The organism is Kushneria phyllosphaerae, from assembly GCF_900312995.1.
Taxonomy (GTDB): Bacteria; Pseudomonadota; Gammaproteobacteria; order Pseudomonadales; family Halomonadaceae; genus Kushneria; species Kushneria phyllosphaerae.
The window spans coordinates 87,785-113,993 of the sequence record NZ_ONZI01000005.1; the positions used below are offsets into that span (position 1 = coordinate 87,785).

At 58.4% G+C, this 26,209-nt stretch carries 27 protein-coding genes and 2 tRNA genes; 14 read left to right on the forward strand and 15 right to left on the reverse strand.

The annotated features are described in order from the left end of the window. Window positions 1–59 precede the first annotated feature (59 nt). The 11 genes from tpiA to pnp all read left to right on the forward strand — a co-directional run bounded on the left by tpiA (window position 60) and on the right by pnp (window position 10,265). On the forward strand, window positions 60–809 hold the full coding sequence (tpiA, locus tag KSP9073_RS16595; RefSeq protein ID WP_108844091.1) for a triose-phosphate isomerase: 750 nt from the start codon (window positions 60–62) through the stop codon (window positions 807–809). A 4-nt stretch (window positions 810–813) separates the two neighbouring features. Then, window positions 814–1,221 (forward strand): preprotein translocase subunit SecG, encoded by a 408-nt coding sequence (gene secG, locus KSP9073_RS16600; protein WP_108844092.1) that lies wholly within the window; start codon window positions 814–816, stop codon window positions 1,219–1,221. A gap of 150 nt (window positions 1,222–1,371) precedes the next feature. Further along, window positions 1,372–1,458, forward strand: a tRNA-Leu gene (locus KSP9073_RS16605). A gap of 75 nt (window positions 1,459–1,533) precedes the next feature. After that, window positions 1,534–1,610, forward strand: a tRNA-Met gene (locus KSP9073_RS16610). 150 nt (window positions 1,611–1,760) lie between these two features. Further along, window positions 1,761–2,222, forward strand: coding sequence for a ribosome maturation factor RimP (gene rimP, locus KSP9073_RS16615; RefSeq protein ID WP_108844120.1), 462 nt, complete (start codon window positions 1,761–1,763; stop codon window positions 2,220–2,222). A 40-nt stretch (window positions 2,223–2,262) separates the two neighbouring features. Next, complete coding sequence (gene nusA, locus KSP9073_RS16620) at window positions 2,263–3,747, forward strand: transcription termination factor NusA (protein ID WP_108844093.1); 1,485 nt, start codon at window positions 2,263–2,265, stop codon at window positions 3,745–3,747. Window positions 3,748–3,788: 41 nt separating this feature from the next. Continuing rightward, window positions 3,789–6,290, forward strand: a complete 2,502-nt coding sequence (infB, locus tag KSP9073_RS16625) for a translation initiation factor IF-2 (protein WP_108844094.1) — start codon at window positions 3,789–3,791, stop codon at window positions 6,288–6,290. A gap of 27 nt (window positions 6,291–6,317) precedes the next feature. Then, window positions 6,318–6,722, forward strand: a complete 405-nt coding sequence (rbfA, locus tag KSP9073_RS16630) for a 30S ribosome-binding factor RbfA (RefSeq protein WP_108844095.1) — start codon at window positions 6,318–6,320, stop codon at window positions 6,720–6,722. Then, window positions 6,722–7,642: a tRNA pseudouridine(55) synthase TruB gene (truB, locus tag KSP9073_RS16635; protein ID WP_108844096.1), complete on the forward strand. Its 921-nt coding sequence runs from the start codon at window positions 6,722–6,724 to the stop codon at window positions 7,640–7,642. The genes rbfA and truB overlap by 1 nt, the downstream gene beginning before the upstream one ends. 75 nt (window positions 7,643–7,717) lie before the next feature. Continuing rightward, window positions 7,718–7,987 (forward strand): 30S ribosomal protein S15, encoded by a 270-nt coding sequence (gene rpsO, locus KSP9073_RS16640; protein ID WP_108844097.1) that lies wholly within the window; start codon window positions 7,718–7,720, stop codon window positions 7,985–7,987. Window positions 7,988–8,111: 124 nt separating this feature from the next. Continuing rightward, entirely contained in the window at window positions 8,112–10,265 is a 2,154-nt protein-coding gene (gene pnp / locus KSP9073_RS16645; protein ID WP_108844098.1) for a polyribonucleotide nucleotidyltransferase, read from the forward strand. Between the two features lie 153 nt (window positions 10,266–10,418). On the opposite strand, the gene KSP9073_RS16650 is transcribed toward pnp, so the two are convergent. From KSP9073_RS16650 to dksA, 8 genes are all read right to left on the reverse strand, one after another. After that, complete coding sequence (locus tag KSP9073_RS16650; RefSeq protein WP_108844099.1) at window positions 10,419–10,874, reverse strand: GNAT family N-acetyltransferase; 456 nt, start codon at window positions 10,872–10,874, stop codon at window positions 10,419–10,421. Further along, window positions 10,871–11,716, reverse strand: coding sequence for a pantoate--beta-alanine ligase (panC, locus tag KSP9073_RS16655; RefSeq protein WP_108844100.1), 846 nt, complete (start codon window positions 11,714–11,716; stop codon window positions 10,871–10,873). Before panC ends, KSP9073_RS16650 begins: the two co-directional genes overlap by 4 nt. 18 nt (window positions 11,717–11,734) lie before the next feature. Further along, entirely contained in the window at window positions 11,735–12,529 is a 795-nt protein-coding gene (gene panB, locus KSP9073_RS16660) for a 3-methyl-2-oxobutanoate hydroxymethyltransferase (RefSeq protein ID WP_108844101.1), read from the reverse strand. 46 nt (window positions 12,530–12,575) lie between these two features. Beyond that, window positions 12,576–13,061, reverse strand: a complete 486-nt coding sequence (folK, locus tag KSP9073_RS16665) for a 2-amino-4-hydroxy-6-hydroxymethyldihydropteridine diphosphokinase (RefSeq protein WP_108844102.1) — start codon at window positions 13,059–13,061, stop codon at window positions 12,576–12,578. After that, window positions 13,058–14,353, reverse strand: coding sequence for a polynucleotide adenylyltransferase PcnB (gene pcnB / locus KSP9073_RS16670; RefSeq protein WP_108844103.1), 1,296 nt, complete (start codon window positions 14,351–14,353; stop codon window positions 13,058–13,060). Before pcnB ends, folK begins: the two co-directional genes overlap by 4 nt. Before the next feature lie 44 nt (window positions 14,354–14,397). Beyond that, window positions 14,398–14,658, reverse strand: a complete 261-nt coding sequence (locus KSP9073_RS17550; RefSeq protein ID WP_133241045.1) for a hypothetical protein — start codon at window positions 14,656–14,658, stop codon at window positions 14,398–14,400. A 622-nt stretch (window positions 14,659–15,280) separates the two neighbouring features. Then, entirely contained in the window at window positions 15,281–16,195 is a 915-nt protein-coding gene (gluQRS, locus tag KSP9073_RS16675) for a tRNA glutamyl-Q(34) synthetase GluQRS (RefSeq protein ID WP_108844104.1), read from the reverse strand. Beyond that, a complete protein-coding gene (gene dksA / locus KSP9073_RS16680) occupies window positions 16,196–16,627 on the reverse strand; it encodes an RNA polymerase-binding protein DksA (protein ID WP_108844105.1) in 432 nt (143 codons plus the stop codon). Window positions 16,628–16,827: 200 nt separating this feature from the next. Between dksA and sfsA the strand changes: the two genes are divergently transcribed. Continuing rightward, window positions 16,828–17,520, forward strand: a complete 693-nt coding sequence (sfsA, locus tag KSP9073_RS16685; protein ID WP_108844106.1) for a DNA/RNA nuclease SfsA — start codon at window positions 16,828–16,830, stop codon at window positions 17,518–17,520. A 2-nt stretch (window positions 17,521–17,522) separates the two neighbouring features. On the opposite strand, the gene KSP9073_RS16690 is transcribed toward sfsA, so the two are convergent. The 6 genes from KSP9073_RS16690 to KSP9073_RS16715 form a co-directional block, all read right to left on the reverse strand. Beyond that, on the reverse strand, window positions 17,523–17,930 hold the full coding sequence (locus KSP9073_RS16690) for an acyl-CoA thioesterase (protein WP_108844121.1): 408 nt from the start codon (window positions 17,928–17,930) through the stop codon (window positions 17,523–17,525). Between the two features lie 74 nt (window positions 17,931–18,004). Continuing rightward, window positions 18,005–18,595, reverse strand: coding sequence for a methionine biosynthesis protein MetW (gene metW, locus KSP9073_RS16695; RefSeq protein WP_108844107.1), 591 nt, complete (start codon window positions 18,593–18,595; stop codon window positions 18,005–18,007). Then, on the reverse strand, window positions 18,595–19,761 hold the full coding sequence (metX, locus tag KSP9073_RS16700) for a homoserine O-succinyltransferase MetX (RefSeq protein WP_108844122.1): 1,167 nt from the start codon (window positions 19,759–19,761) through the stop codon (window positions 18,595–18,597). Before metX ends, metW begins: the two co-directional genes overlap by 1 nt. Before the next feature lie 140 nt (window positions 19,762–19,901). After that, a complete protein-coding gene (locus tag KSP9073_RS16705; RefSeq protein WP_108844108.1) occupies window positions 19,902–20,483 on the reverse strand; it encodes a YggT family protein in 582 nt (193 codons plus the stop codon). A 45-nt stretch (window positions 20,484–20,528) separates the two neighbouring features. After that, the gene (proC, locus tag KSP9073_RS16710; RefSeq protein WP_108844109.1) at window positions 20,529–21,356 is read right to left on the reverse strand and encodes a pyrroline-5-carboxylate reductase; all 828 of its coding nucleotides are present in this window, start codon (window positions 21,354–21,356) and stop codon (window positions 20,529–20,531) included. Between the two features lie 26 nt (window positions 21,357–21,382). Then, the gene (locus KSP9073_RS16715) at window positions 21,383–22,111 is read right to left on the reverse strand and encodes a YggS family pyridoxal phosphate-dependent enzyme (protein ID WP_108844110.1); all 729 of its coding nucleotides are present in this window, start codon (window positions 22,109–22,111) and stop codon (window positions 21,383–21,385) included. Window positions 22,112–22,149: 38 nt separating this feature from the next. Here KSP9073_RS16715 and KSP9073_RS16720 point away from each other — a divergent pair, with 38 nt between their 5' ends. After that, on the forward strand, window positions 22,150–23,157 hold the full coding sequence (locus KSP9073_RS16720; RefSeq protein WP_108844111.1) for a type IV pilus twitching motility protein PilT: 1,008 nt from the start codon (window positions 22,150–22,152) through the stop codon (window positions 23,155–23,157). 68 nt (window positions 23,158–23,225) lie between these two features. Here the strand turns inward: KSP9073_RS16720 and KSP9073_RS16725 are convergent, their stop codons facing one another. Then, on the reverse strand, window positions 23,226–24,341 hold the full coding sequence (locus tag KSP9073_RS16725) for an anhydro-N-acetylmuramic acid kinase (protein ID WP_108844112.1): 1,116 nt from the start codon (window positions 24,339–24,341) through the stop codon (window positions 23,226–23,228). A 124-nt stretch (window positions 24,342–24,465) separates the two neighbouring features. Here KSP9073_RS16725 and tyrS point away from each other — a divergent pair, with 124 nt between their 5' ends. Further along, a complete protein-coding gene (gene tyrS, locus KSP9073_RS16730) occupies window positions 24,466–25,671 on the forward strand; it encodes a tyrosine--tRNA ligase (RefSeq protein ID WP_108844123.1) in 1,206 nt (401 codons plus the stop codon). Window positions 25,672–26,209 lie beyond the last annotated feature (538 nt).

The following is a 26,209-nucleotide window of genomic DNA, read 5'->3' on the forward strand; positions in this document are numbered from 1 at the left end:
TCCTTGCGGAGGCGTCTACCAATACTTTCCTGTTCCCGACAGGCTAGGGAGAAGTCACCATGCGTAAGCCACTGATTGCCGGCAACTGGAAGATGAATGGTTCGCTGGCGCTTTTGGAGACCATGAAGCAGGCGCTGTCGTCTGCCCGGGTTTCCTCTGACGTGGATGTCGCCATTATTCCGCCATTCACGCTGCTCATGTCGGCAGGAAAGATACTGGCGGGAAGCTCGGCAGGAATTGGTGCCCAGACGCTTCATCCTGAATCATCAGGTGCCTACACCGGTGAAATCAGTGCCTCCATGCTGGCAGAGTGCGGTGTCAGGTATGTGCTGGTGGGCCACTCGGAGCGTCGTACCCTGTTTGCAGAAGATGATCAGGCCGTACTGGCGCGTGTGAAGGCTGCGCTTGGTGCTGGTCTGGTGCCTGTGCTGTGCGTGGGTGAAACGCTTGAAGAGCGTGAAACTGACCGCGTGGAGACCGTGGTGCTGGGGCAGGTCAGTACGGTGATTGACGCCCTTTCTGCAGAAGAACGCTCACGCCTGGTCATTGCCTACGAACCGGTCTGGGCCATCGGTACGGGCCGTACGGCCACGCCCGATCAGGCGCAACAGGTTCATGCCATGATTCGGTCATGGTTGTCAGACAAGGATCTCGCTCTGGGAGAGAGCATGCGTCTGCTGTATGGCGGCAGCATGAAGGCTGACAATGCTGCCGACCTTCTTTCCCGGCCGGATATCGATGGGGGGCTGATAGGCGGCGCCTCGCTTAAACCCGATGACTTTATTGCGATTTGTCACGCAGCAGGTTGATTAAATGTACGTTGCCATCATTTTGATTCACGTCCTTCTTGCCATCAGCCTGATTGCGCTGGTGCTCTTGCAGCGCGGCAAGGGGGCCGAAGCCGGTGCCTCCTTCGGGGGCGGCGCCTCTCAAACGGTGCTGGGCTCGCAGGGCGCCTCCAAAACGCTTGCACGCCTGACCGCAGTACTGGCAGCGCTTTTTTTCATGACCTCACTCGGCCTTGCCTGGGTGGTGGATCGTGGCGGCGACACCCAGAGCGGTATTCCTGATGCCAGGGTGATCGAGCAGCAGCGCAGCAGCGCGCCGAGTCTGGATGATGGCGACGATGCACCTCGCGCCCCCGCTGCTCAGCAGCCGTCTGAAAAGAGTGGTGATGACGGTTTAAGCGTCCCCTCTACAGACAGCAATAACGGTAATTGATGTATGAGATTACGCATCGCTTGACGAATCATGTCATGGGATGCATAATCTCGCGCCAGTGATGAGGCGCTCGCTCAAGCGATGCTTTGTCACATGTTCGACAGAGAAGGTGTCGAGCACGACAGAACGCAGTTTTCTGTCGATCCGAAAGCCGAAGTGGTGGAATTGGTAGACACGCTATCTTGAGGGGGTAGTGACCTTATGGTCGTGCGGGTTCAAGTCCCGCCTTCGGCACCATCGGAACTGCAAGTCGCGACAGACGGATCATGTTGATTCGGCAGGACAAAGTCCTTATACTGATTGCGCTATTGATGCGGGGTGGAGCAGCCTGGTAGCTCGTCGGGCTCATAACCCGAAGGTCGTCGGTTCAAATCCGGCCCCCGCTACCATCCAGCCGTAATGGATGGAAATTTTTCCCGAAAAGCCCCTTCCATTGAAGGGGCTTTTTGTTACAGCGCAACAAGATCGCTCATCAGTCACCTCATCTGCTCTCCTGTATTTTCGCTCAGGTGCCTGATGCCACTGCAGGAGGCCATGTCGTGCCAACCAGGCAAGAAACACTGCATACGCTGATAGAACCCGCCGTCGCAGCGCTCGGCTTTGAACTCTGGGGCATCGATTTCAGCTCCCAGGGCAAGCATTCCAAGCTGGTTGTCTATATCGAACACGAAAATGGTGTTGGTGTGGATAACTGTGCCGATGTCAGTCGGCAGGTAAGTGCTCTTCTGGATGTAGAAGACCCTCTCCCCGGACAGTATCAGCTTGAAGTGTCCTCCCCCGGGATGGATCGCCCGCTTTATTCCCTGTCACATTTTGCCCGTTTTGCCGGTCACACGATTACGTTGAAGCTGCGTGCGCCCTTTGAAGGGCAGCGTCGTTTCAAGGGGCTTCTGGCAGGTGTGGAAGGTGACGAGGTGCTGCTGCAGTTTAACGACGAAGAGTATGGATTTCCTATCGAGACCATTGAGCAGGCACGTGTCGTGCCCGGGTTTGATAACTGATGCTTGATGATAACAAGGACTTTTCTGGCGAGGCACAGGCATGAGCAAGGATATTTTGCTGGTCGTCGATGCGATATCGAATGAAAAGGGTGTCCCCCGCGACATTATTTTCGAAGCCGTCGAGGCGGCGCTGGCCAGCGCCTCCCGCAAGCGCTACGAAGGCAAGGATGTCGACATTCGTGTGCGTATCGATCGCAACACCGGCGACTACGACACCTTCAGGCGCTGGACGGTCGTGCCTGATGAAGACTACATCACCTCGGCGCGCCAGATACCGCTGGGTGCCGCAGAAGAGCGCGATGAGCCGCTGGATCTGGGTGCCGTGGTGGAAGAGCAGATTGAGTCCGCCGAATTTGGTCGGATTGCTGCCCAGACGGCCAAGCAGGTCATCGTGCAGAAGGTGCGCGAGGCCGAGCGCGCCGAAATTGTACGCCAGTACGCCGAACGTGAGGGCGAGCTGGTAGGCGGTAGTGTCAAGAAAACCACACGTGATGGCCTGATCATTGATCTTGGCGACAACGCGGAAGGTTTCCTGCCACGCGGTGAAATGATTCCGGGTGAGCGCTATCGTCTCAACGAGCGTGTCAGGGCCCTGCTCTGGCGCGTGGATCCCGAAGCACGCGGTGCCCAGTTGATTCTGTCACGGACACGCCCCGAGTTTCTGGTTGAGCTGTTTACCATTGAGGTTCCCGAAATCTCGGAGCAGCTGATTGAAATCAAGGGTGCTGCACGCGATCCCGGCTCTCGAGCCAAGATTGCCGTCAAGACCAACGACCGTCGTATCGATCCGGTCGGTGCCTGTGTCGGCATGCGTGGTTCCAGAGTTCAGGCCGTTTCGAACGAGCTTCGCAATGAGCGTGTGGACATCGTGCTTTGGGACGATAATCCTGCTCAGCTGGTCATCAATGCCATGGCGCCTGCTGATGTGGCCTCCATCCTTGTGGATGAAGACACTCATGCCATGGATGTCGCCGTTGGCGAGGACAATCTGGCGCAGGCTATCGGACGCAGTGGACAGAATGTGCGTCTGGCGAGTGAGCTGACAGGCTGGACGCTCAACGTCATGACGGAGGAGGAAGCCGAAGGACGCCGCGAGCAGGAACTCGACAGCTATATCGAATACTTCATCAATCATCTGGATGTTGATGAAGAGATGGCACGACTGCTGGTGGAAGAAGGGTTTACTTCTCTTGAAGAAGTGGCCTATGTCCCGCTGGAAGAGATGCTGGAAGTCGACGGCTTTGATGAGTCGTTGGTCGAAGAGCTGCGTGCGCGTGCCAAGGATGAATTGCTCAATCTGGCCATTAAATCCGAAGAAGAACTGGATGGCACAGCGCCCGCCGAGGATCTGCTCTCAATGGAGGGTATGGATCAGCATCTTGCCTACCGGCTGGCCGGGCGAGGAATTATCACCATGGAAGATCTTGCCGAGCAGTCCATCGAAGACCTCAAGGATATTGAGGGAATGGATGAAGAACGCGCAGCGGCACTGATCATGACGGCCCGGGCGCCGTGGTTCGAATAATCCATCGTATCGCGACAGGTCACGGGCTCAGGAGGTCATAAATGGCAGAAACAACAGTCAAGGAATTTGCCGGCAAGGTGGGGCGTGATGTCAGCCGCCTGCTGGAGCAGATGAGTGAAGCAGGCCTGCCCCACAAGGCAGAAAATGATGCGGTCTCGGAAGAAGACAAGCAGAAGCTGCTCGATTATCTCACCAAGAGTCACGGCGGTGCCGGTGCACGCGGTAACAAGAACCGCATCACCATGACGCGCAAGACCAGCAGCAAGATTCGCACCGGTGATCGCAACAAGACCATTGAGGTGCAGGTTCGCAAAAAGCGTACCTACGTCAAGCGTGGCGATGAGGAAACCGGCGAGCAGGAACCGGCGCCGGCTGCCGAGCAGGCCAGCGAAACGTCAGCACCGGCAGCCTCCGAGGCAGCGGCAGCGGTAGAAACACCTGCTGTCGAGCCGACGACTGCCGCAGCTGACGCTCCGGCCAGCAACAAGGCTGCACCGGTTGAAGAAGCTGTTACAGCGCCTTCAGAAGATGGCGCGCCTGCTGTTAACGCACCGCCCCGCGAGCCGCGCAACGATAACAGTCGTCGCACGCCCCGTCGTGGTGAAGGTGACAAGTCGGCCAGCGGTCGTCGTGACGAGCGTCGTGACGATGCCGATGAGCGCAGCGAGCGCAACGAACGCAAGCGTGGCGGCAAGAAGGTCAAGCGTGCCGAGCAGCGTCGCGGCAGTCGCCGTGGCGGCAGCGGTCGCAGCGATAACGCACATGGCTTTCAAAAGCCGGTGCAAAATATCGTGCGTGAAGTGGCCATTCCCGAATCCATCAGCATCGCGGATCTTGCTGACAAGATGGCCATCAAGGCCAACGAAGTCATCAAGGCCATGTTCAAGATGGGCGCAGCGGTCACCATCAACCAGACCATCGATCAGGATACTGCCTCGATCGTGGTTGAAGAGATGGGGCACACGCCCAAACTGGTGAAGGAAGATGCCCTCGAAACGGAAGTGCTCGAGAACATCTCCTACGAAGGCGAACAGATCACGCGTGCGCCGGTCGTTACCGTCATGGGTCACGTTGACCACGGCAAGACCTCGCTGCTGGATTACATTCGTCGTACCAAGGTCGCCACCGGCGAAGCCGGCGGTATTACCCAGCATATCGGCGCCTATCACGTCGAACATGAAAACGGTAATGTGACCTTCCTGGATACACCGGGACACGCGGCCTTTACAGCCATGCGTGCTCGTGGTGCCCAGGCGACCGACGTCGTCATTCTGGTGGTCGCAGCCGACGACGGTGTCATGCCGCAGACGGTTGAAGCCATCGAGCACGCCAAGGCAGCAGGCGTTCCGCTGGTCGTGGCCGTCAACAAGATCGACAAGCCCGGCGCTGATCCGGACCGCGTTCGTAACGAGCTGTCACAGCGCGGCGTGATCTCGGAAGAGTGGGGTGGCGATACCCAGTTTGTACATGTTTCGGCCAAAAGCGGCGAAAACATCGACGGACTGCTGGAAGCCGTCCTGCTGGTCTCTGAAGTGCTGGAGCTCAAGGCTGTCCCCGAAGCGCCCGGCAAGGGTGTTGTGGTCGAGTCCCGTCTGGATCGCGGTCGTGGCCCGGTGGCCACCGTACTGGTACAAAACGGTACCCTCAAAAAGGGTGATGTCGTACTGGCCGGTCTCCACTATGGTCGCGTGAGAGCGCTGGTCAACGAGCTGGGCAAGCAGGTTGATGAAGCCGGGCCTTCCATGCCGGTCGAAATCCTCGGTCTGGGCGGTACGCCGGAAGCCGGTGACGACTTCATGGTGCTGGCTGACGAGAAGAAGGCACGTGAAGTCGCCAACTTCCGTCAGGGCAAATACCGCGAAGTGCGTCTGGCACGTCAGCAGAAGGCCAAGCTGGAGAACATGTTCAGCCAGATGGGTCAGGACGAAACTGCCACGGTCAATATCGTACTCAAGGCCGATGTGCAGGGGTCGCTCGAAGCCATCCGCGGTGCGCTTGAAGAGCTGTCGACCGATGAAGTCAAGGTGGCCGTGGTCTCCTCTGGTGTCGGCGGTATTACCGAAACCGATACCAATCTGGCGGTGGCCTCCAATGCGATCGTGATTGGCTTCAACGTCCGTGCCGATGCTTCCTCGCGTGAAATCATCGAACGCGAAGGGCTGGATCTGCGCTATTACAGCGTCATCTACCATCTCATCGATGAGGTGAAGCTGGCGATGAGCGGCATGCTGGCACCGGAATGGCGTGAAGAGATCGTGGGCGTGGCTGAGGTTCGTGACGTCTTCCGTGCTCCGAAAATCGGTGCTGTCGCTGGCTGTATGGTGGTAGAAGGCAACGTACACCGTCACAAGCGTATCCGTGTCCTGCGTGAAAACGTGGTCATCTACGAAGGGGAGCTGGAATCCCTGCGCCGCTTCAAGGATGACGTCAGCGAAGTACGCAATGGCATGGAGTGCGGCATCGGGGTACGTAACTACAATGATGTCCAGGTCGGCGACAAGATCGAAGTCTTTGACCAGATCGAGGTCCAGCGCTCCTTGTGAGCGCTGCACCCATGAAGGGAGCGATTCATGCGTGAATTCAGTCGTACGGATCGGGTAGGCGAGCAGCTGGCACACGAGCTGGCACAGCTTATCCAGCGTGAGGTCAAGGATCCCCGGCTGGGCATGGTGACGGTCACGTCGGCCGATGTCAGTCGTGATCTGGGCTATGCCGATGTTCACGTCACCCTGATGGGTGAAAACGATCCGGAGCGTATCCGTGAAAACCTTGCCGTGCTCAAGCGGGCCAGCGGTTTTTTGCGCTCACGTATTGCCCGGGTCATGAAGCTCCGGCATGTGCCCGAGCTTCGTTTTCACTTCGATGAGTCCGTTACTCGCGGTCATGCGCTATCGAGTCTGATTGAGCGCGCCGTACAGTCCGACCGTGATCGGGCGCCGGAAGATGATGAGGAAGGCTCGGAGCACCGCGACTGATGGCAAGACGACGTCGCGGTCGCCCCATTGATGGCGTGCTGTTGCTGGACAAGAGCGAAGGTATGACCTCTAACCGTGCATTGCAGCAGGTGCGCGGGCTCTATCAGGCCCAGAAGGCGGGACACACTGGCACGCTGGATCCCATGGCAACCGGGCTTCTGCCCATTTGTCTGGGGGAAGCCACCAAGTTTTCGTCCTGGTTGCTGGACGCCGACAAGCGTTATCTGGCCGATGTCCGTCTGGGTGCCGTCACCGACACCGGGGATCGTGAAGGCGAGGTGATTCGGCAGTGTGCCGTGCCCTCGTTGCCTGACAATGAGGTTAAAAGCGTACTGTCCGGTTTTCTCGGCGAGATTGATCAGGTGCCGCCGATGTACTCGGCGCTCAAGCATCAGGGGCGTCCGCTCTATGAGCATGCCCGTGCCGGCCGAGAAATTGAGCGTGCACCCAGACGTGTGAGCATTTATGATATCGCGCTCACCTCGCGACATGCGCAGGGCTTTTCGCTGGATGTCAGCGTCAGCAAAGGCACCTATATCCGCACGCTGGCCGAGGATATTGGCGAACGTCTCGGCTGTGGGGCACACCTTGAAGGGCTTCGTCGGCTCAGAACCGGCCCCTTTGATGGCAGTGACATGCTCGATATCGAGCAGCTTGAGTCGATGAGCGATGAGCAGCGTCTGGAAAGGCTGCTGCCCATTGACGCACTGATCGGTCATCTCCCGGCGCTTGAAACCGATAGTGAAGGGGCGCGGCGCATCATGCACGGTCAGCCCATTGCGCTCGAGACACTTGAGCTGGCAGAAGGCAGCATTGCCAGGCTTTATCATGACCAGGGCCTTTTGGGCGTGGTCACCATCAGTGGATCGGGGCAGTGTTCGCCTCGCCGGCTGATCAATACTGCCGACGAACGCCGGTAGGGTTCGCGAAGACTGCAAATATGCGTGGTCTTCGACATTTATTAATGCTCAGGCATATTAGACTGGAGAAGTAACATGGCACTGACTGCCGAACGCAAGGCCGAAATCGTCAAGGAATTTGCGACCGTTGAGAACGACACCGGCTCGCCTGAAGTTCAGATTGCCCTGCTGACTGACAACATCGTCACACTGCAGAGCCACTTCAAGGATCACAAGCAGGACCATCACTCGCGTCGTGGTCTGATCCGCATGGTTAACCAGCGCCGCAAGCTGCTGGACTACCTCAAGCGCAAGAATTTTGATCGCTATCAGCAGATCATTTCTCGTCTGGGCCTGCGTCGCTGATTGCGTCGCTTTTCCGGTACGAACTGACAGGCGGCTCCCCTTCGGGAGCCGCCTGTTTTTTGTTGTGCCGGTCTGGTGAGAGTGACACCTGGGGCGTTTGATTTTAAGATGACATTGAAAGTAGATGAATGGTTTACGAGAAAAGGACAACGCATTGAACGCGGTTAAAAAGACATTTCAATACGGCAATCACAGCGTCACGCTGGAAACCGGCCGTCTGGCACGTCAGGCTACCGGCAGCGTACTGGTCACCATGGACAACACCGTCGTGCTGTGCACGGTCGTGGCCCGCAAGGACACCAAGCCTGGTCAGGATTTTTTCCCCCTGTCCGTGCACTATCAGGAAAAGACCTATTCGGTCGGCAAGATCCCGGGCGGCTTTTTCAAGCGCGAAGGACGTCCCAGTGAAAAGGAAACGCTGACATCGCGTCTGATCGATCGTCCGATCCGCCCGCTGTTTCCCAAGGGATTCATGAACGAAGTGCAGGTCGTCTGCACGGTACTCTCGGCAGAACGCGATCAGGATCCTGATATCGCTGCCATGCTGGGTACTTCCGCAGCGCTGGCCATCTCCGGTGTGCCCTTCGCCGGCCCGATCGGTGCGGCGCGCGTGGCTTTCACCGGTGAGCGCGGTTATTTCATCAACCCCACCCAGGAAGAACTGCAGGGTTCTGAACTTGACATGGTCGTGGCCGGCACCGAAAAGGCCGTGCTGATGGTTGAGTCCGAGGCGAAAGAGCTCTCCGAAGATGAAATGCTCGGCGCCGTGCTGTTTGCACATGAAGAGATGCAGGTGGCCATCAAGGCCATTAACGAATTCGTCAGTGAAGGTGGCAAGGCCAAATGGAACTGGCAGCCCCAGTCTGAAAACTCGACGCTCAAGGAAGCGCTGGCCAGCGGTTTTGAGGCAGGCATCGGCGAGGCTTATCGCATCACCGACAAGATGGCGCGTCAGGATCGTCTGAGCGAGCTCAAGTCACAGGCGAAAGCGCAGCTGGCTGAAGGCGACGCGGCTCTTTACAGCAGTGAAGATGTCAGCGGAGGGTTTGCAAAACTCGAAAAGCGTATCGTGCGTGAGCGTGTCCTTAACGGCGAGCCGCGCATCGACGGTCGTGACCACGCCACCGTACGGGCGCTGGATATCGAAGTCGGTGCCCTGCCGCGTACGCATGGCTCTGCCATCTTCACCCGTGGTGAAACCCAGGCCATCGTGACCACGACGCTTGGCACCACACGGGATGCGCAGCTGGTTGAAGGCCTTAATGGCGAGCGCCATGACCGCTTCATGCTGCACTACAACTTCCCTCCCTACAGCGTAGGTGAGGCCGGCTTCATCGGCTCTCCCAAGCGTCGTGAAATCGGCCACGGTCGTCTGGCGCGCCGCGGTGTGGCCGCCATGCTGCCGTCTGCCGATGATTTCCCCTACACGATTCGTGTGGTCTCCGAGATTACCGAGTCCAACGGCTCAAGCTCGATGGCCTCCGTATGTGGCTCTTCGCTGGCACTGATGGATGCCGGTGTGCCGCTAAAAGCACCGGTGGCCGGTATTGCCATGGGTCTGGTCAAGGAAAACGATCGCTTTGCCGTTTTGACCGACATTCTGGGCGATGAAGATCACCTGGGTGACATGGACTTCAAGGTGGCGGGTTCCGTTGACGGTATTACCGCGCTGCAGATGGACATCAAGATCGAAGGGATCAATGAAGAGATCATGGAAAAGGCGCTGGAGCAGGCCTTCCATGCACGTCAGCATATCCTGGTCGAGATGAACCGCGTGATCGCGCAGAGCCGTGGCGAAGTCGCTGAGCACGCGCCCACCATGGCCCGTCTGAAGATCGATCCCGAAAAGATCCGCGACGTCATCGGCAAGGGTGGTGCCACCATTCGCCAGATCTGCGAAGACACTGGCGCTTCGATTGATATCGATGATGATGGCAGCGTGCGTATCTATGCCGAGACCAAGGCGGGCGCGCAAAAGGCCATGGATACTGTCATGGGCATCACTGCCGAAGCCGAAATCAACAAGCTCTATCGCGGCAAGGTCGTGCGCATTGCTGACTTTGGCGCCTTCGTCAACTTCATGCCGGGTACTGACGGACTGGTTCATATTTCCCAGATCGTCCCCGAGCGCGTCAATGACGTGCGTGACTTCCTCAGCGAAGGGCAGATGGTGACCGTCAAGGTGCTGGATATCGACAACCGAGGTCGTGTGAAGCTCTCCATCAAGGAAGTTGGTGAAGAAGAAAAGACAGCCTTTGAGGCCACGCTGGAAGAGTAATTTTCCAGACTTCTGCCGGTATGCAGCGTCAGTGACACTGACGCTGTCGTAAAAGCAGAAGTGCCTTTGGTATCAGGGCCTGAACACCGATTTAATCGGGTTCAGGCCTTTTTTGTGCTCGAAGGACAGATCTCTTGTGCGCTCAAAAAGCGCTTAGAGTTGTCGTGCCATGGGCTGAATGCCGCGCTCGCTGACAGGCCCGGCACTGGCAAACCCGAGTCGTTGATAAAGTCGAAGGGCGGGTTGATTATCGGTGGCGACATTGAGCGTTACCCGCGTAGCGCCCCGGTTGATGGCTTGCGCGACCAGATGATCGCATAGCTGTTCGCCCAGCCGTTGGCCACGTCGATGGGGGGCGACAATCAGCCGACAGAGATGCCACGTCGTGATGTTCTCTCGAGGTGCCAGCTGCCCGAAGGCCTGAAGTTCTCCATGCACGTCCAGAGCGAAGGATGGCAAAAACGCCACTTCGATCTGCTGCCATAGATCCTCAGCCCTGACTGGCCATGTCACCAAAGGGCCGCCCCATTGCGCAAGCGTTCCGGGTGAGTCGATCCAGTCTGTCAGCACCGCCATATCCTTCGGCCGGGCGGATCGCCATTCTGTCATGATGCCCGGACCAGATTATCAATCAGCCGGGTATTCCCCAGTCTGGCCGCCGCCAGCAATACCGCGCCGGGGTGCCATGTGCTGATCGGGCACAGCGTGGTGGCATCGCACAGCGCCAGATACTCGGGTTGAAATCCTGCCTGTTGCAGCTGTTGTAGTCCCTTTGCCAGCACTTGCTCGCTATTGTCGCCCTGCTCAAGGCGTTGGGCGCTATCCACAAGACATTGATGAAGTCGGCCTGCCTGAGCACGTGCCTCTTCATCCAGATAGCGATTGCGAGAGGATAGGGCAAGTCCGTCATGGTCACGGGCGATGGGCACGCCAATAATCTCGATGGGCATGTGCTGATCGCGCACCAGCTTTCGAATGACGGCCAGCTGTTGAAAGTCCTTTTCACCAAAGCAGGCCACATCGGGGCGGGTCAGATTGAAAAGGAGACTGACCACGGTCGCCACGCCGTCAAAGTGCCCGGGCCGATGGGCACCGCACAGCCCTTCCGAAACCCGGGGGACGATGACCCTGGTCAGAGAGGACTGTCCTTCGGGATAGAGAGTGTCAACGCCGGGGGCAAACAGAAGATCACAGCCACGCCCGGCCAGAAGCCGCTGGTCTTCGGAAAGTGTGCGTGGATAGCGATCCAGATCCTCGTCAGGGCCAAACTGCAGCGGGTTAACGAAGACGGTGGCCACAACGCGGTCGGCGTGCTGTCGCGCCGCATCCACCAGCCTTAGATGGCCCTCATGAAGGTTGCCCATGGTCGGCACAAGGGCGATTCGATGGCCTTCGCGGCGCCATGCCGCCAGCGTGTTTTGAAGAGCTTTAATGTCGTCAAACGTTTGCATGCCGTGTGGTGTCCATACTTAGAAGCAGTGTTCCGGGGCGGGGAAGCAGCGGGTGGTAACCGCCTCATGATAGGCCCTGAAGGCGCCCTCGATACTGCCGGATTCTGCCATGAAGTCCTTGACGAATCTCGGCGCTCGTCCCGTGGTGGCGCCCAGCATGTCGTGCATGACCAGAATCTGTCCATCAACGTCGGGGCCTGCGCCAATACCAATCACCGGGACATGGAGGGCCTCCCGGATGCGGCCTGCCAGTTCGGATGGCACACACTCCAGCAGGATGACGCCGGCACCGGCCTGTTCCAGCGTTATGGCGGCATTGAGCATGGCCTCGGCCTGATCATCGTCGCGGCCCTGAACGCGATAGCCGCCCAGCGCATTAACGCTTTGTGGCGTCAATCCCATATGCACGCAGACAGGTATACCGCGCTGTGCCAGGGCCGTGACGGTCTCGGCAAGCCAGGCTTCGCCTTCGAGCTTGATCATGTGCGCGCCTGCCTGCATCAGCTGTCCGGCTGCCTGCAGGGTCTGGGGCGTTGTGATATTGGTCATGAAGGGGAGATCAGCCATGATCAGACTGGAGGTGCCGGCCCGTGCAACACACCGGGTGTGATAGATCATGTCTTCAAGAGTGACCGGCAGGGTGGATGTGTGTCCCTGTAACACCATGCCCAGTGAATCGCCGATCAGCAAGACGTCAATGCCGGCATTGTCTGCCAGAGTGGCCAGAGTGGCATCATAGGCGGTGAGACAGCTGAAGGGCTGTCCCGCCGCGCGTCGCTCGTTCAATGTTCGGATGTTAATGGGGCGGGTCATGTATCCCTCGACAGTCTGCAGCCAATATGGCTGGTCGAGTCTAGGGTCAGAGCGATAGACGCTTCAAGTCATTCGAGGGCGCTGCTGCGCAAAGCCGGTTCAAGGGCTGGCCGTCAGGCAGGCAGAGTTCAGGATCAATTTCCAGCATGGGCTGGACCACGAAGGCACGGCTGGTAAGCCAGGGGTGAGGCACGACAAGGCGCGCAAGATCGAGCACCCGGTCGTCATACAGCAAAATATCCAGATCCAGTGTGCGTGGCCCCCAGTGACGCTGTCGTACGCGTCGATGACGCTGTTCCAGCGCCTGGAGCTGATCGAGCAGCGCCAGCGGGGACAAAAGGGTGTCCAGTACTGCCACGGCGTTGACGAAGTCAGGCTGATCCTGTGGACCTACCGGGCGGCTGCCGTAAAGAGAAGAGCTGGCGCTCAGTTCAGTCAGAGGCAATCCGGCAAGGTCCTCAAGCGCGCTCAGGACCTGCCGGCGAGGCTGATCGAGATTGCTGCCCAATCCGATCCAGACCCTGTGACTCACTCCTGGTCATCCCGGGGGGCACGACGTCTGCGGCGGCGTCTGGGCTTACGGGCAGGGGCGGGCATGCTTTCCGGTCCCTCGTCATCGACGGGGACATCATCCTGGCCCTGTTCTACCTTCTGCACCATTTCACGCTGCTGGGTTTCGCTGGCTTCCTGAAAGCGGGTCCACCAGAGTCCAAGGCCCGAAGCTATTTCACCGGCCGTTTCCCTGAGCAGCAAAAAGTCATAGGCCGCACGAAAGCGTGGATGCACCAGCGTCTGATAGGGGCGCTTGCCCCGTCGTCGTGGCAGCATCATCTGCATGTCCCAGATCTCGCGCATGGGCAGGCTGAAGCGCTTGGGAATGGACGTATGCTGTAACTGACGATTCAGTACCTGCTGGGAAGCCTGCTGCGCAGCAGGTACCGGTGGCACGCCCTCGTTGATCAGCTGCGCGGTCTGCGCGACCGTGGCCGGCCAGAGCAGGGCGGCATACAAAAAGGCCGGAGTCACCGGCTTGTCGGCCCGAATACGCTCATCGGTGTTGATCAGCGCCTGCTCGACCATCTTCTCGGCCCAGCTCAGCTGCGCAAAAGACTCCTCGGTGCCCGGAAACAGCATGGCAAACAGGCCATGACGTCTAAGACCGTGAAAGGCGCTCAGGGCATAACCGGACAAAAAGAGTTTGAGGACTTCTTCAAACAGCCGCGCCGAGGGGATCTGCAACAGCAGGGAGGCACAGTCTGCCAGCGGTGCCTCGGTTTCGGCAGCCAGAGTGAAATCCAGCTTGCTGGCAAAGCGCACGGCACGAAGCATCCGGACCGGGTCTTCACGATAGCGCAGGTCCGGATCACCGATCAGGCGAAGTACGCGATGCTCGAGGTCTTCAAGGCCGCCGGTCCAGTCGTGAATGGCGAAGTCACGCACGCTGTAATAAAGCGCATTGACCGTAAAGTCACGACGCATGGCGTCTTCGTCGATACTGCCCCAGACATTGTCACGCAGCAAAAGCCCTTCTTCGGACTGATGTGAGTGACGCTCGGCCATTTCGGTATCGTGACCACCGCGAAAGGTGGTGACCTCGATGATTTCACGTCCGAAACGAACGTGAACGATGCGAAATCGTCGACCGATCATGCGGGCATTGCGAAAGACGCTGCGAACCTGTTCCGGTGTGGCACTGGTGGCAACATCAAAATCCTTGGGCACCTGCCCAAGAAGAGAATCTCTGACACATCCACCTACCAGATAGGCTTCAAAACCTGCCTGGTTAAGACGATAAAGTACCTTCAGCGCATTTTCGCTGAGCATTCGTCGAGAAATTGGATGTTGATCGCGGGGAAGAATGGTGGGCGTCAAGGTGAAGCCATGTTGACCTGATGGAAATTCCGGGGACCGATCAAATAACGGCCATGATGTCCCGATCTGTCTGCGCCCTGATAAATTGTGACGCCGATCAGAGGGTCAGTGTAGCCGAGCAGCAAAAGCTTGCAAAGCAGCCTGTCATACAAGTCGGCAGTTGGTAATGAAAACGGGGAGACATTTTTCGTCTCCCCGCCAATGATGATGCATTGTGTTTTTCTTCGTGATGGCGCATCGCCCTGAATACGTACCATGTTCAACGAACGCAATATGCCGTGATCTATTGTTTTTATATGCCTGAACGGCTGCGAACATCTCGTATTCAAAACAATCTTCCATAACGACAGCCACAAGGCTGCTCCGAAGGTTTTATTGTTGTTTCGGAGTGTCGCAGGGTTGAGTTGTTATTGTCGTACAACGCTGCATTGACATCGCATTCTTTGGGTAACGAAAGGCCTTTATTGTTGTTATTGGTGCCTCGTGCGAGATGGGGCCATTGTTATTATTATCAGCCAGTGCATCCACGCGTTTATGACGGACCTTTTCATATTGTTATTGTGCAAGGCTGTCGATCGGTACCGGCTATTGTTTTTGTTGGAAGCCGATCAGGTGATCGCTGTTATTTTTCTTCAGTCGACTTTACTAGTGCAGGGCATATGCCAATTTAAAAAAATTCCATTAAATTCATCAATCTATGAAAATTTAATTGATCTAACATTGTCCAAAACAAGTTCCGGTAAATACCGAGGCTTATTTGCGCACTAAAATAGTGCATATATCTCGCGTGCTTGCTTATTTTTGGTGCACTGTTCTTGTTGGCTAGGGTCAGCATACGCGTAACGGGGCGTAAAAAAAGACGACGATGGTCGATAGTGGTCAACTCGATGTCGTTTGCTGAACATTATGAGAAGTCAGAAAGTGCGGTCGCCAGCCATTGACGGCGGCGCTGAGCTGGTGGCTGACAGGCGCATGGCGCATGGACTGCTCGGGAGATTGCCCCAACAGCGTGAGGGCATCATGAAGTAATGGGCGAACGGCGTGATCCTGCAGGGGAAGGGCCGGCGCCATGTTTTGTTTGGACAGCTTCTGACCGTTGGCCGCCACCACCAGCGGGAGGTGTAGATACCGGGGCGTGGGATATCCCAGTGCCTGCTGCAGTCGAACCTGCCAGGGCGTGTTGTCGAGAAGATCAGCCCCACGGACGATATCTGTTATTCCCTGACGGGCGTCATCGGCCACCACGGCCAGCTGATAGGCCCATAGCCCATCGCGTCGCTTGAGCACAACATCACCAAGCTCCGGCAACGACCAGCGCTGATGGCCCATTCGTCGGTCCTGCCAGCAGATGTCCGGGTCGCCGATATCGGTTCTGAGTCGCCAGGCGACATCACGCTCGGGATGCAGGGGGCCATGACGACACCAGCCCGGATAGACGCTGAAATGCTGCCACTCCTTTCGTGAGCAGCTGCAGGGGTAGGCCATACCGGCGTTCACCAGCGCATCCAGCGCCATCTGGTAATCGCTGTCGTGATCATGCTGATACTCGACGGCGCCATCGTGATAAAGGCCGAAAGCGTCGAGCTGTTTGATAATGGTGTCACTGGCACCGGGTGGGCAGCGGGGTGGGTCAATATCCTCAATGCGCAACAGCCAGCGACCGCCTTGTGAGCGCACATCCAGCCAGCTTGCCAGTGCGGCCAGCAAGGAGCCGAAATGCAAAGGCCCCGAGGGCGTTGGTGCGAAGCGACCAACGACCGCGGGGCCGTGTTCAATATGCCTTTGGCTCGGCATTCAGCCTCCGAGCTGTTTTTCCTTCAATTCAGACAGCGTTTTACAATCAACGCAGAGTGTGGCCGTGGGCCTGGCTTCAAGACGTCGGATGCCGATTTCGATGCCACACGCGTCACAAAAGCCGTAATCATCTTCATCGATTTTTTCGATGGTCTCGTTGATTTTCTTGAGCAGCTTTCGCTCGCGATCACGAGTGCGAAGCTCGAGATTGAAGCCTTCTTCCTGCGTGGCGCGATCGGCAGGGTCGGCGTAGTTGTTGGCGTCTTCCTGAAGGTGGCGAACGGTGCGGTCGACCTCTGTCATCAGGTCGTTTTTCCAGTTGAGCAGAATCTGGCGGAAGTGTGCCAGCTGCTGCTCGTTCATGTACTCTTCGCCCGGCGTTGGCTCATAGGGCGTAAAGGTATCGGGCGACTGCGTCTCGGCTACTGCCATGGGAGATTGCCTCACTGCAGGTAATAGCGATGCTGTAAGCCCGCAAGACTGTTCCTGATTACCGCATCGCATGATTCAGGGTAGTGCTGTTTATAGGAAATCCATGCCAATTGCAAGCCGGTTTCAACGAACGTCAGCAGGCCTGGAGATCGCCTCATGAGTGTAGTTCACCCCATGCTATCGGCGCTGGAGTCGGGAGCATGAAATTGCCGCCACTATGGTCGGGCGTGCTGATTGCGCGCTACAAACGTTTTCTGGCCGACATCCGCCTTGATGATGGCCGTGTCATTACCGCGCATTGCCCCAACACCGGCTCGATGCGCGCGGTCAATGTGCCTGGCTGTCGGGTCTGGGTATCCTGGCATGACAATCCAAAGCGCCGGCTGGCATGGACCTGGGAGCTGATCGAGCTGCCGGATGGGGCGATGGCCTCTATTCACACCGGGCGTGCCAATGCGCTGGTGCAGGAAGCACTGGAAGCCGGGACACTGCTGCCGTTCGAACCGCCGTGGACTTTGCAGCGCGAGGTCAGAACGGGGGACTCAAGGCTTGATTTTTGTCTGACGCCTGAAGAGGGCGCCCCGGTCTGGCTGGAGGTCAAGCAGGTGACGCTCAAGGAGGCGGGCAGTGGTTACTTTCCGGATTCGGTCAGCACCCGGGGGCGCCGTCATCTGGAAACGCTCATGGCACTGCGCGCTGCTGGCGACCGGGCGGTGCTGGTATTTCTGGTCGCCCATGACGGTATTGATGACGTCCGCCCGGCAGCGCATCTGGATCTTGCCTATGCCCGCACCTTTCAGGCAGCATGCGAGGCAGGGGTAGAGGTCATGATGCTGGCCTGCGATATCACGCCCGAACAGGTGACAGCCTGTCGCTACCGCCGCCTTTATTAGGTTCAGGTGGCGCTGTCGGGGCCTTCCAGCTCGCGATCGCGAAGATAGGTGATCTCCGTTTTGCCATGCGGGGCAGGGCGGCCGTCCTCGCCCATGTTGACGAAGACAATCTCATCAATGGTCAGGATATTTTTGTGGGTGATCTTGTTGCGCACCACGCAGTGCAGGGTAAGCGATGTCTTGCCGAATCGGGTGGCGGTAATCCCCAGCTCGATGATGTCCCCCTGACGGGCGCTGGAGACAAAGTTGATGGACGACATGTATTTGGTCACCACGCGCGAGTTGGCCAGCTGGATGACGGCATAGATGGCCGCTTCTTCGTCGATCCATTTCAGCAGGCTGCCCCCGAAGAGCGTGCCGTTGGGGTTGAGATCCTCGGGCTTGATCCACTTGCGGGTATGAAAATTCATGTTCAGGCCTCGCTGGGCGTCGCGGATTGATCCTTTGATCATACCAAAGTCCAAGACGCCCGGACCCTTCTGTTCTAGCGCTTGACCCGAAAGATGGCATCCTGGCCGAAAAGATTGGGCCAGCGCCGGTGGCGCCACTGGCCTTCCGTGCTGCCATTGCCTACCGCGCGGTCGGTGATGGTATGCCCCTGCTGGCGGCACAGATCGGAAAAGTCCCGGAAGGTCGACAGGTGAATATTGGGCGTGTCGTACCAGGCATGCGGCAGCGAGCGCGATACCGGCATGCGGCCCTTGATGCCCAGCGACAGGCGATGGCGCCACCAGGCAAAGTTGGGAAAGGCAATGATGCATTCATTGGCGACCCGCAGCATTTCATCGAGCATCAGGTCAGGTCGTCTCAGGACCTGAAGCGCCTGGGTCATGATCACCAGATCGAAGGTGTCATCGGGAATATTGGTCAGTCCCTGGTCCAGATCCTGCTCGATGACATCCACGCCCTTTTCAAGACAGCGTGAAATTCCGTCGCTGTCGATCTCAAGACCATAGCCCGTGACCTGCTTTTGCGCCGAGAGCGCTGCCAGCAGGGTACCGTCGCCACAGCCCAGGTCCAGAACGCGAGCGCCATGCGGGACCCAGTCATAAATCAGTGCAAGATCGGCCCGCATCACAAATTTCCCTCGGTAGTCCGTTCCACGTCATTGGCAACACGCGTCATGAAACCGCCCAGTACGGCCTCATAGCGCTCATTGGGCAGCAGGAAGGCATCATGCCCATGAGGAGAGTCGATATTGGCATAGCTGACATGCTTGCCGGCCCGCAGGAGTGCATCGACCAGTTCGCGTGACCGGGCCGGTGCGAAACGCCAGTCGGTCGTAAAACTGACCACCAGAAAACGACACGTCGCCGTGGAAAGGGCACGGGGAAGGTCATCCTCGTGCTCACCGGCCGGGTCGAAGTAATCGAGCGCCTTGGTCATCAGCAGATAGGTATTGGCATCAAAGCGTGTCGAGAAGGTATCGCCCTGATAGCGCAGATAGGACTCCACCTCGAATTCGACATCATAGCCATAGTTGAGGCTATCGGTGCGCAGGTCACGTCCGAAGCGCGCGCCCATGGAATGTTCCGAAAGATAGGTGATATGACCGACCATGCGGGCCAGCCGCAGCCCTTGCCTGGGCAGGGTCTGATGTTCGGTATACCAGCCGTCAAAGAACTCGGGGTCGGAACGTATGGCCTGGCGTGCCACTTCATTGAAGGCGATGTTTTGTGCCGAAAGCCGTGGCGTTGCGGCAACGACGGTGGCATTGGCCACTCGCTCGGGCAGGCTCATGGCCCATTGCAGGACCTGCATGCCGCCCAGACTGCCTCCCACCACCGCGGCGAAGCGCTGGATGCCCAGCCGGTCAGCCAGCATGGCCTGACTGTTGACCCAGTCGGTCACCGTCATGAGCGGAAAGTCGGGGCCCCAGATGCGGCCGGTGGCCGGGTTTTCACTGGCAGGACCGGTACTGCCATGACAGCCGCCAAGATTGTTGACGGCAATCACGAAAAAGCGTCGGGTATCGATGCTTTTGCCGGGGCCGATGTGCGCATCCCACCAGCCGGGCTTTCGATCATCAACATGATGGTAGCCGGCAGCATGATGGTGACCCGACAGCGCATGGCAGATCAGGACCGCATTACTGGCCGTTTCGTTAAGCGTACCGTAGGTTTCATACACCAGCTCAAAGGCCGGGAGTTCACGGCCGCAGGCCAGCGCCAGGGGCGTATCAAAGCGGGCGACCTGGGGGGTTACTAGGCCAACCGATGTAGAAGACAGTGTCTCGGGCATCAGCACTCAAATCCGGTCAGACAGGGCAGGCCGGAATCATGGCCCGGCGTCGCAGGCGCACTGTAGCATATCGTCGCAGGCGTCGGGGGAGCGCGCTGGCGGGGCGGCTGTCGTGCGCGGGCACGACAGCCTGTCAGGTCTTAAATCAGCGGTGCAAGGGGGCCGGCTGCACGGCTGAGCGCACCCACCAGAAAGCTGTCGAGCACGTTGATCAGCAAAAAGACCACGATGGGAGAGAGGTCGATCATGCCGATGGCAGGAATGACGCGTCGTACTGGCGCCATGACCGGTTCGGTAATCTGAAACACCAGCAGTGCTCCGGGGTGACCGGACTGGGGGGCGACCCAGCTCAGAATGATCATGATGATCATCGCAAAGAAGTAGATCTTCAAAATGGCGTTGACCACGCCCGCCAGCGCTGCCACGGCCAGAAGGCCGATGGGCGGAAAGCCAAAGATCACCATGCAGATCAGGGCAATGCCCGCCATCTTGAACAACAGCGCGACCACAAGCGTTGCGATATCAATGGGGCCGGCAGGTCGCAGAATGCGCTGCAGTGGGGCCACCAGCGGCGAGGTTGCCTTGACGATCGCCTGGCTGATGGGGTTGTAGTAGTCGGCATGTGAGGCATGCAGCAAAAAGCGCAGCATCAGCACAAACAGATAAAGGTTGATCAGGGTGTTGACCAGCATGATGCCGGTATCGCCCAGTGCGCTCCCCATGGAGACTCTCCGTTATGTCGTCACAAGATGACAGATACAGTGAATTTACTGATCCCGCAGCTCACGTGCCAGTGATTCGGCACGCTCGAAACAGGCCAGTGTGGCATCATCCACCATTTTCTCGAAGCCGGCCTGCTCAAAACTGGCAATGGCGCGCTCCGTAGTACCTTTCGGCGACATGACCTGTTGCTTGAGCGTTTTCGGGTCATGTTCGCTTTCTTTTGCCATGTGGGCTGCGCCCAGTGCCGTCTGAACGGCCAGTCGCCGCGCGATGTCGCGTGAAAGCCCTCGTGCTACGCCGGCATTTTCCATGGCTTCCAGCATATAGAAGAAGTAGGCAGGGGCGCTGCCGGCAATGGCCGTGACGGCGCTGAGCAGGCTTTCTTCTTCTACCCATTCGATAATGCCAACGGCCGACAGCAGATCGCCTGCCAGAGCGCGGTGGGCCTCGCTGAGCCCGGGGGGCGCATACAGGCCGGTGGCGCCCTGGCCCACCAGTGCTGGTGTATTGGGCATGCAGCGAATGATGGGCAGGCTGTCATCGCCCAGCCACTGGCCGAGGGTGTCGATGGTCAGCCCTGCGGCGATGGAGATGACCAATGGGCGGCTGATCTGCAGTGCGTCCTGAAGCGGCTCGCAGACCTCGCGCATGATCTGTGGCTTGACGGCCAGGATAACGACATCGGCTTCACTGACCGCAGCGGCATTGTCGGTAGTGGTCTGAATGCCGTAGCGTGCCCGATGCTGCTCGAGCATGGCCTCATCGGGGGACGTGGCCGTAATGGCCTCGGCCGGGTAACCATTGTCGATCAGGCCACCGAAGATGGCGCTGGCCATGTTGCCAGCGCCGATGAAGGTCAATTGACTTGCCATGAAAGGTGTCCTTGTGGTCGGGAAGTTCAGTCGCGGCTGCCGAAAATGGCCGTTCCAAGTCTGACCAGCGTGGCGCCCTCGTCAATGGCCGCTTCCATGTCACCGCTCATGCCCATCGACAGGGTATCCAGTGGCGCCTCGGGATAACGCCTTGCCAGTGTCTCGAAAAGCTCACGCAGGGCTGCGTGTGGACGTCGCTGTTGCGCCGGATCATCGCTGGCCGCCGGAATGGCCATCAGGCCGCGCAATCTCAGCCCCGGCAGGGCCATGACCTGCTCGGCCAGTGCCGGCAACGCCTCGGGCATCACGCCCGACTTCGAGCTTTCCCGGCTGATATTGACCTGCAGACAGACATTGAGCGCGTCCATGGAGGCCGGGCGAGCCTCACTCAGGCGTCGCGCGATCTTTTCACGGTCTACCGTGTGGACCCAGCTGAAGTGTTCGGCCACATCACGCGTCTTGTTGGACTGAAGTGCGCCGATATAGTGCCACTCGATCGCTTCAAGGTCTGCCAGCGCCTGCTGTTTTTCCAGTGCCTCCTGCAGATAGTTTTCCCCGAAAAGCCGCTGGCCGACATCAAATGCTGCGCGCAGCATGTCCGCCGGTTTGGTCTTGCTGACCGCCAGTACCGCCGCACTGTCGGCCGGTCGCCCGGCGCTGACAAGGGCCTGCTCAAGTCGGTGGCGTATGGCGACGATATTGTCCTTTACGGCGTGGCTCTGATCTGGGGTCGCGCGTGACTGCTGATCGCTCATTAGTGATCACTCTTTGTGACGTCCGGAACTGCGAACGCATGGATATTACCGAACTGCTGGCTTTTACAGCAAAACAGGGTGCCTCGGACCTTCACCTGTCGGCAGGTTTGCCGGCCATGATGCGTGTCGATGGCGAAATTCGTCGCCTTAACGTGCCGGCGCTTGAACATGAAGACGTCGAGCGCCTGCTGATGGCGGTCATGAGTGAGGCCCAGCAGCAGAATTTCAAAGAAGCGCTGGAGCTCGATTTTTCCGTCGAGGTGCCGGGCGTTTCGCGTTTTCGCGTCAATGCCTTTCATCAGGACAGGGGCGTCGCCGGGGTTTTTCGTACCATTCCTTCGCATGTGCCCAGTCTGGAGTCGCTCGGACTTGGAGAGGTCTTTCGACGGCTGGCGTCATGCCCGCATGGACTGGTGCTGGTGACAGGGCCTACCGGTTCGGGCAAGTCCACTACGCTGGCGGCCATGGTGGATCATATCAACGGCGCCCGTGCCCAGCATGTGCTGACCATTGAGGATCCCATCGAATTTGTGCACCACTCCCGGCGGGCGCTGATCAACCAGCGCGAGGTGCAACGCGATACACATGATGTTGCCAGTGCCCTGCGCTCGGCGCTGCGTGAAGATCCTGACGTCATTCTGGTAGGAGAGATGCGCGATCTGGAAACCATTCGGCTGGCGTTGACCGCTGCCGAGACCGGCCACCTGGTGCTGGCCACGCTGCATACCACCTCTGCGGCCCGAACGGTGGATCGCATCGTGGATGTCTTCCCCGGGGATGAAAAGGCAATGGTGCGCGCCATGTTGTCCGAGTCCCTTCAGGGTGTGATTTCACAGCAACTGATGCGCCGTATCGGTGGGGGCAGGATTGCCGCCCACGAGATTCTGATTGCCACGCCCGCCATCCGAAATCTGATCCGCGAGGACAAGGTGGCCCAGATCTACTCTGCGCTGCAGACCGGCGGCGGGCTGGGCATGCAGACCATGGAGGCCGCCGTGTCGAAGCTGGCGGCTGAAGGTCTGATCGTGCGCGAAGAGAAAGGCTGATGCTCTGGGGTTGCTGATGGCCGGGGCATGCCAGGAGGGTGCTGAGCGCCCGGCTGCAGCAGGAAAGCTCAGCGCTCGTAAACCCCACCCAGAATGCGGGGTCCTGCGGCACCGGTGACCGAGGGCAGGTTGCCTGCAAGTTTTTCCAGCCGCCGCCAGGCAAGCCAGGCAAAGGCGCCGGCTTCCAGCCAGTCGGGTGACCAGTCCAGCGCCTGGCAGGACCCGGTTTTGATCGGTGACAGTCTTGCGCTCAGGGCGTCCATCAAGGCGACATTATGTGCACCGCCGCCACAGGGGATGACGCAGGCCGCGGTCTGTGCCTCGGCAGGCAGATGGCGCTCCAGTTCACGAGCAATGCTTTCAACGGTCAGGGTCAGCAGGGTGGCCTGAATATCTGCCGCAGATTCCTCTTCCAGGTGTGTCTCAAGCCACTGCAGGTGAAAATGCTCTCGGCCCGTACTCTTGGGCGGTGGGCTGTCAAAAAAGGGGTCACTTAACAGTCTTGCCAGCAAGGGGGCCTGGCACTGCCCCTGAGCTGCCCAGGCGCCATCGCGATCGAACCGGCCGTCATGATGACGGGCATACCAGCCATCCAGCAGGGCGTTGGCCGGGCCGGTGTCAAAGCCGATCACCGGTATGTCACTGCCCTCCGGCGGTAGCAGGGTGACGTTGGCAAACCCTCCCAGGTTCAGCAGGACGCGCCACTGATGAGGGTCACGAAAAATCGCGTTGTGGAAAGCGGGGGCCAATGGTGCGCCCTGACCGCCGGCGGCGAGATCCCGCCTTCGAAAATCGGCCACGACACGACAGCCGGTCAGTTCGGCCAGTCGTGAAGGATTATCCAATTGCCAGGTATACGGGAAAGGCCCCGCCGGGCGGTGTTCAATGGTCTGCCCATGGCTGCCGATGGCAGCGATGTCCGAGACGGCATGACCGCTTTTCTCCAGAAGTGCCGCGACGGCCTGCGTCTGAAGTCTGCAGAACGCCTCTTCGGTTTCTGCCAGCGTTTCAAAGGCCGCTTCTCCGGCATGACACAGATGCCAGAGCTGGCGGCGCAAGGGCTCCGGCATGTCGATGCCCGTGGCTTCCAGTAAAAGAGGACGGTGATGGTGGTCACATTCCACCAGCGCTGCATCGATACCGTCCAGGCTGGTGCCGGACATCAGACCTATAAAAAGACTCATCTGCTCACTCCTGGCGGGGCGGTCTCCGCGTTTGACGCCATGCTATCATGCCCCACATTTCTTGCTGTTCTCCCGTCTGTCGGGAGGAGCAGTCGCAACAACCTGAAAACAGGAGATGCAGGTCATGGCCGATGTTGCCGATGCGCTGGCGCTGATCAAGCGCGGTGTCCACGAGATACTTGTAGAAGACGAGCTGGAAAAGAAGCTCTCTCTGGGGCGACCGCTGCGCATCAAGGCCGGCTTCGATCCCACCGCCCCCGATCTTCACCTGGGACACACGGTGCTTTTGAACAAGCTGCGCCAGTTTCAGGATCTGGGGCATGAGGTGCTGTTTCTGATTGGTGACTTCACCGGGCGTATCGGAGACCCTACCGGCAAGAGCGTGACGCGAAAGCCACTGACACAGGAAGACGTCATGGCCAACGCGCGTACCTATCAGGAGCAGGTGTTCAAGGTGCTTCATCCCGAGCGTACGAAGGTGGTCTTCAACGCGCAGTGGATGAGTGCCATGTCGGCCGCCGATCTGATCGGTCTGGCCGCCCAGACCACCGTAGCCCGCATGCTGGAGCGTGATGATTTTGAAAAGCGCTATCGCGGCAACCAGCCCATAGCCATTCATGAGTTTCTCTACCCACTTATACAGGGGTATGACTCGGTCGCACTGGAAGCCGATATCGAGATCGGCGGCACCGATCAGAAGTTCAATCTATTAATGGGGCGTGAGCTTCAAAAGCATTATGGACAGACACCGCAGGTGGTCCTGACCATGCCGCTGCTTGAAGGCCTGGATGGTGTGCAGAAGATGTCCAAGTCACTGGGCAACTATGTCGGCATCACGGATCGTCCCGGTGAGATGTTCAACAAGATTGTGTCCATGCCGGATTCGCTCATGTGGCGCTACTTCGAGCTGCTGTCGCTCAAGCCCATGGAAGAAGTCAGGGCGCTGATGAGTGACGTGGACAACGGCACCAACCCGCGTGACGTCAAGATGGTACTGGCGCGTGAGCTGGTGGCCCGCTTTCACGGCGAAGAGGCCGCTGTCGGAGCACACCGCGCCAGTGGCAATCAGCTCAAGGAAGGCGAGCTGCCGGATGATCTGCCGGAAGTAGAGGTTATTGTGGAGGATATGGCGGAAGCGCCCATTGCTCTGATCCTTAATCGAGCCGGCCTTGCCAACAATAGTGCTCAGGCAAAGGACATGCTAAAAAACGCACGTGTCTGGATTGATGGCAACAAGGTAGAGGCAGGACACATGCTCGCAGTGGGTCATGAATACGTGATCCAGGCCGGTAAAAAGCGTTATGCCAGGGTACGGGTGCACAAGGGATAACCTTATTCCTGGACAAGTCATACACCTGCAGCAGTTTTTGTACATAAAAGTTGGACATGACCGCTACAATTCGGTAAGTTGTGCAAACACCGAGGCAGCCGGCGCATGGAAGTGTTGCACCCAAGGAAGGGAAGCCCCGGTGTAAATTTTAAGGACATCACTATGGAAGGTGGTGTTTAAGGATCAGGAAGATCCATAGGGCCCGTCGCTGACACGATCAGCGGCGGGCCTTTTCTTTTGGCGACTTTCCCCCTTGATAGCACCCTTCTCCTTATAGAGAGAGCATCTCTCTATAAGGAGAAGGATGCGGAGAGCCTGGCCTTTAAGGCAGCCGCCAAACGGACCTATCCCCTGTCATGACAGAAAAATGAAAGTTTTTGGCGAAAGGGGTTGCGCGCTCGGGGTCTGATCTATAAAGTACGCATCCGCTGCCACGGAGCACACGGCGACGAGGCAGCGGGGAAGGTAAGCAGGTGATTGTTTTGACTGAGGTTTTGGTCACCCAATCAGGATCACGGATCCAGCCGCTGACTTCCGA

Bases quoted from the DNA above. Each gene is read 5' to 3' on its own strand.
- tyrS (WP_108844123.1), top strand. From the start codon at position 24,466: ATGGCCGATGTTGCCGATGCGCTGGCGCTGATCAAGCGCGGTGTCCAC.
- metW (WP_108844107.1), bottom strand. From the start codon at position 18,595: ATGCGGGCCGATCTTGCACTGATTTATGACTGGGTCCCGCATGGCGCT.
- infB (WP_108844094.1), top strand. From the start codon at position 3,789: ATGGCAGAAACAACAGTCAAGGAATTTGCCGGCAAGGTGGGGCGTGAT.
- rbfA (WP_108844095.1), top strand. From the start codon at position 6,318: ATGCGTGAATTCAGTCGTACGGATCGGGTAGGCGAGCAGCTGGCACAC.
- panC (WP_108844100.1), bottom strand. From the start codon at position 11,716: ATGCAAACGTTTGACGACATTAAAGCTCTTCAAAACACGCTGGCGGCA.
- truB (WP_108844096.1), top strand. From the start codon at position 6,722: ATGGCAAGACGACGTCGCGGTCGCCCCATTGATGGCGTGCTGTTGCTG.
- tpiA (WP_108844091.1), top strand. From the start codon at position 60: ATGCGTAAGCCACTGATTGCCGGCAACTGGAAGATGAATGGTTCGCTG.
- proC (WP_108844109.1), bottom strand. From the start codon at position 21,356: ATGGCAAGTCAATTGACCTTCATCGGCGCTGGCAACATGGCCAGCGCC.
- KSP9073_RS16715 (WP_108844110.1), bottom strand. From the start codon at position 22,111: ATGAGCGATCAGCAGTCACGCGCGACCCCAGATCAGAGCCACGCCGTA.
- secG (WP_108844092.1), top strand. From the start codon at position 814: ATGTACGTTGCCATCATTTTGATTCACGTCCTTCTTGCCATCAGCCTG.
- dksA (WP_108844105.1), bottom strand. From the start codon at position 16,627: ATGGCAGTAGCCGAGACGCAGTCGCCCGATACCTTTACGCCCTATGAG.
- pnp (WP_108844098.1), top strand. From the start codon at position 8,112: ATGAATGGTTTACGAGAAAAGGACAACGCATTGAACGCGGTTAAAAAG.
- KSP9073_RS16650 (WP_108844099.1), bottom strand. From the start codon at position 10,874: ATGACAGAATGGCGATCCGCCCGGCCGAAGGATATGGCGGTGCTGACA.
- KSP9073_RS16720 (WP_108844111.1), top strand. From the start codon at position 22,150: ATGGATATTACCGAACTGCTGGCTTTTACAGCAAAACAGGGTGCCTCG.
- metX (WP_108844122.1), bottom strand. From the start codon at position 19,761: ATGCCCGAGACACTGTCTTCTACATCGGTTGGCCTAGTAACCCCCCAG.
- KSP9073_RS17550 (WP_133241045.1), bottom strand. From the start codon at position 14,658: ATGGTACGTATTCAGGGCGATGCGCCATCACGAAGAAAAACACAATGC.
- panB (WP_108844101.1), bottom strand. From the start codon at position 12,529: ATGACCCGCCCCATTAACATCCGAACATTGAACGAGCGACGCGCGGCG.
- KSP9073_RS16705 (WP_108844108.1), bottom strand. From the start codon at position 20,483: ATGGGGAGCGCACTGGGCGATACCGGCATCATGCTGGTCAACACCCTG.
- rpsO (WP_108844097.1), top strand. From the start codon at position 7,718: ATGGCACTGACTGCCGAACGCAAGGCCGAAATCGTCAAGGAATTTGCG.
- sfsA (WP_108844106.1), top strand. From the start codon at position 16,828: ATGAAATTGCCGCCACTATGGTCGGGCGTGCTGATTGCGCGCTACAAA.
- pcnB (WP_108844103.1), bottom strand. From the start codon at position 14,353: ATGCTCAGCGAAAATGCGCTGAAGGTACTTTATCGTCTTAACCAGGCA.
- KSP9073_RS16725 (WP_108844112.1), bottom strand. From the start codon at position 24,341: ATGAGTCTTTTTATAGGTCTGATGTCCGGCACCAGCCTGGACGGTATC.
- gluQRS (WP_108844104.1), bottom strand. From the start codon at position 16,195: ATGCCGAGCCAAAGGCATATTGAACACGGCCCCGCGGTCGTTGGTCGC.
- nusA (WP_108844093.1), top strand. From the start codon at position 2,263: ATGAGCAAGGATATTTTGCTGGTCGTCGATGCGATATCGAATGAAAAG.
- KSP9073_RS16690 (WP_108844121.1), bottom strand. From the start codon at position 17,930: ATGAATTTTCATACCCGCAAGTGGATCAAGCCCGAGGATCTCAACCCC.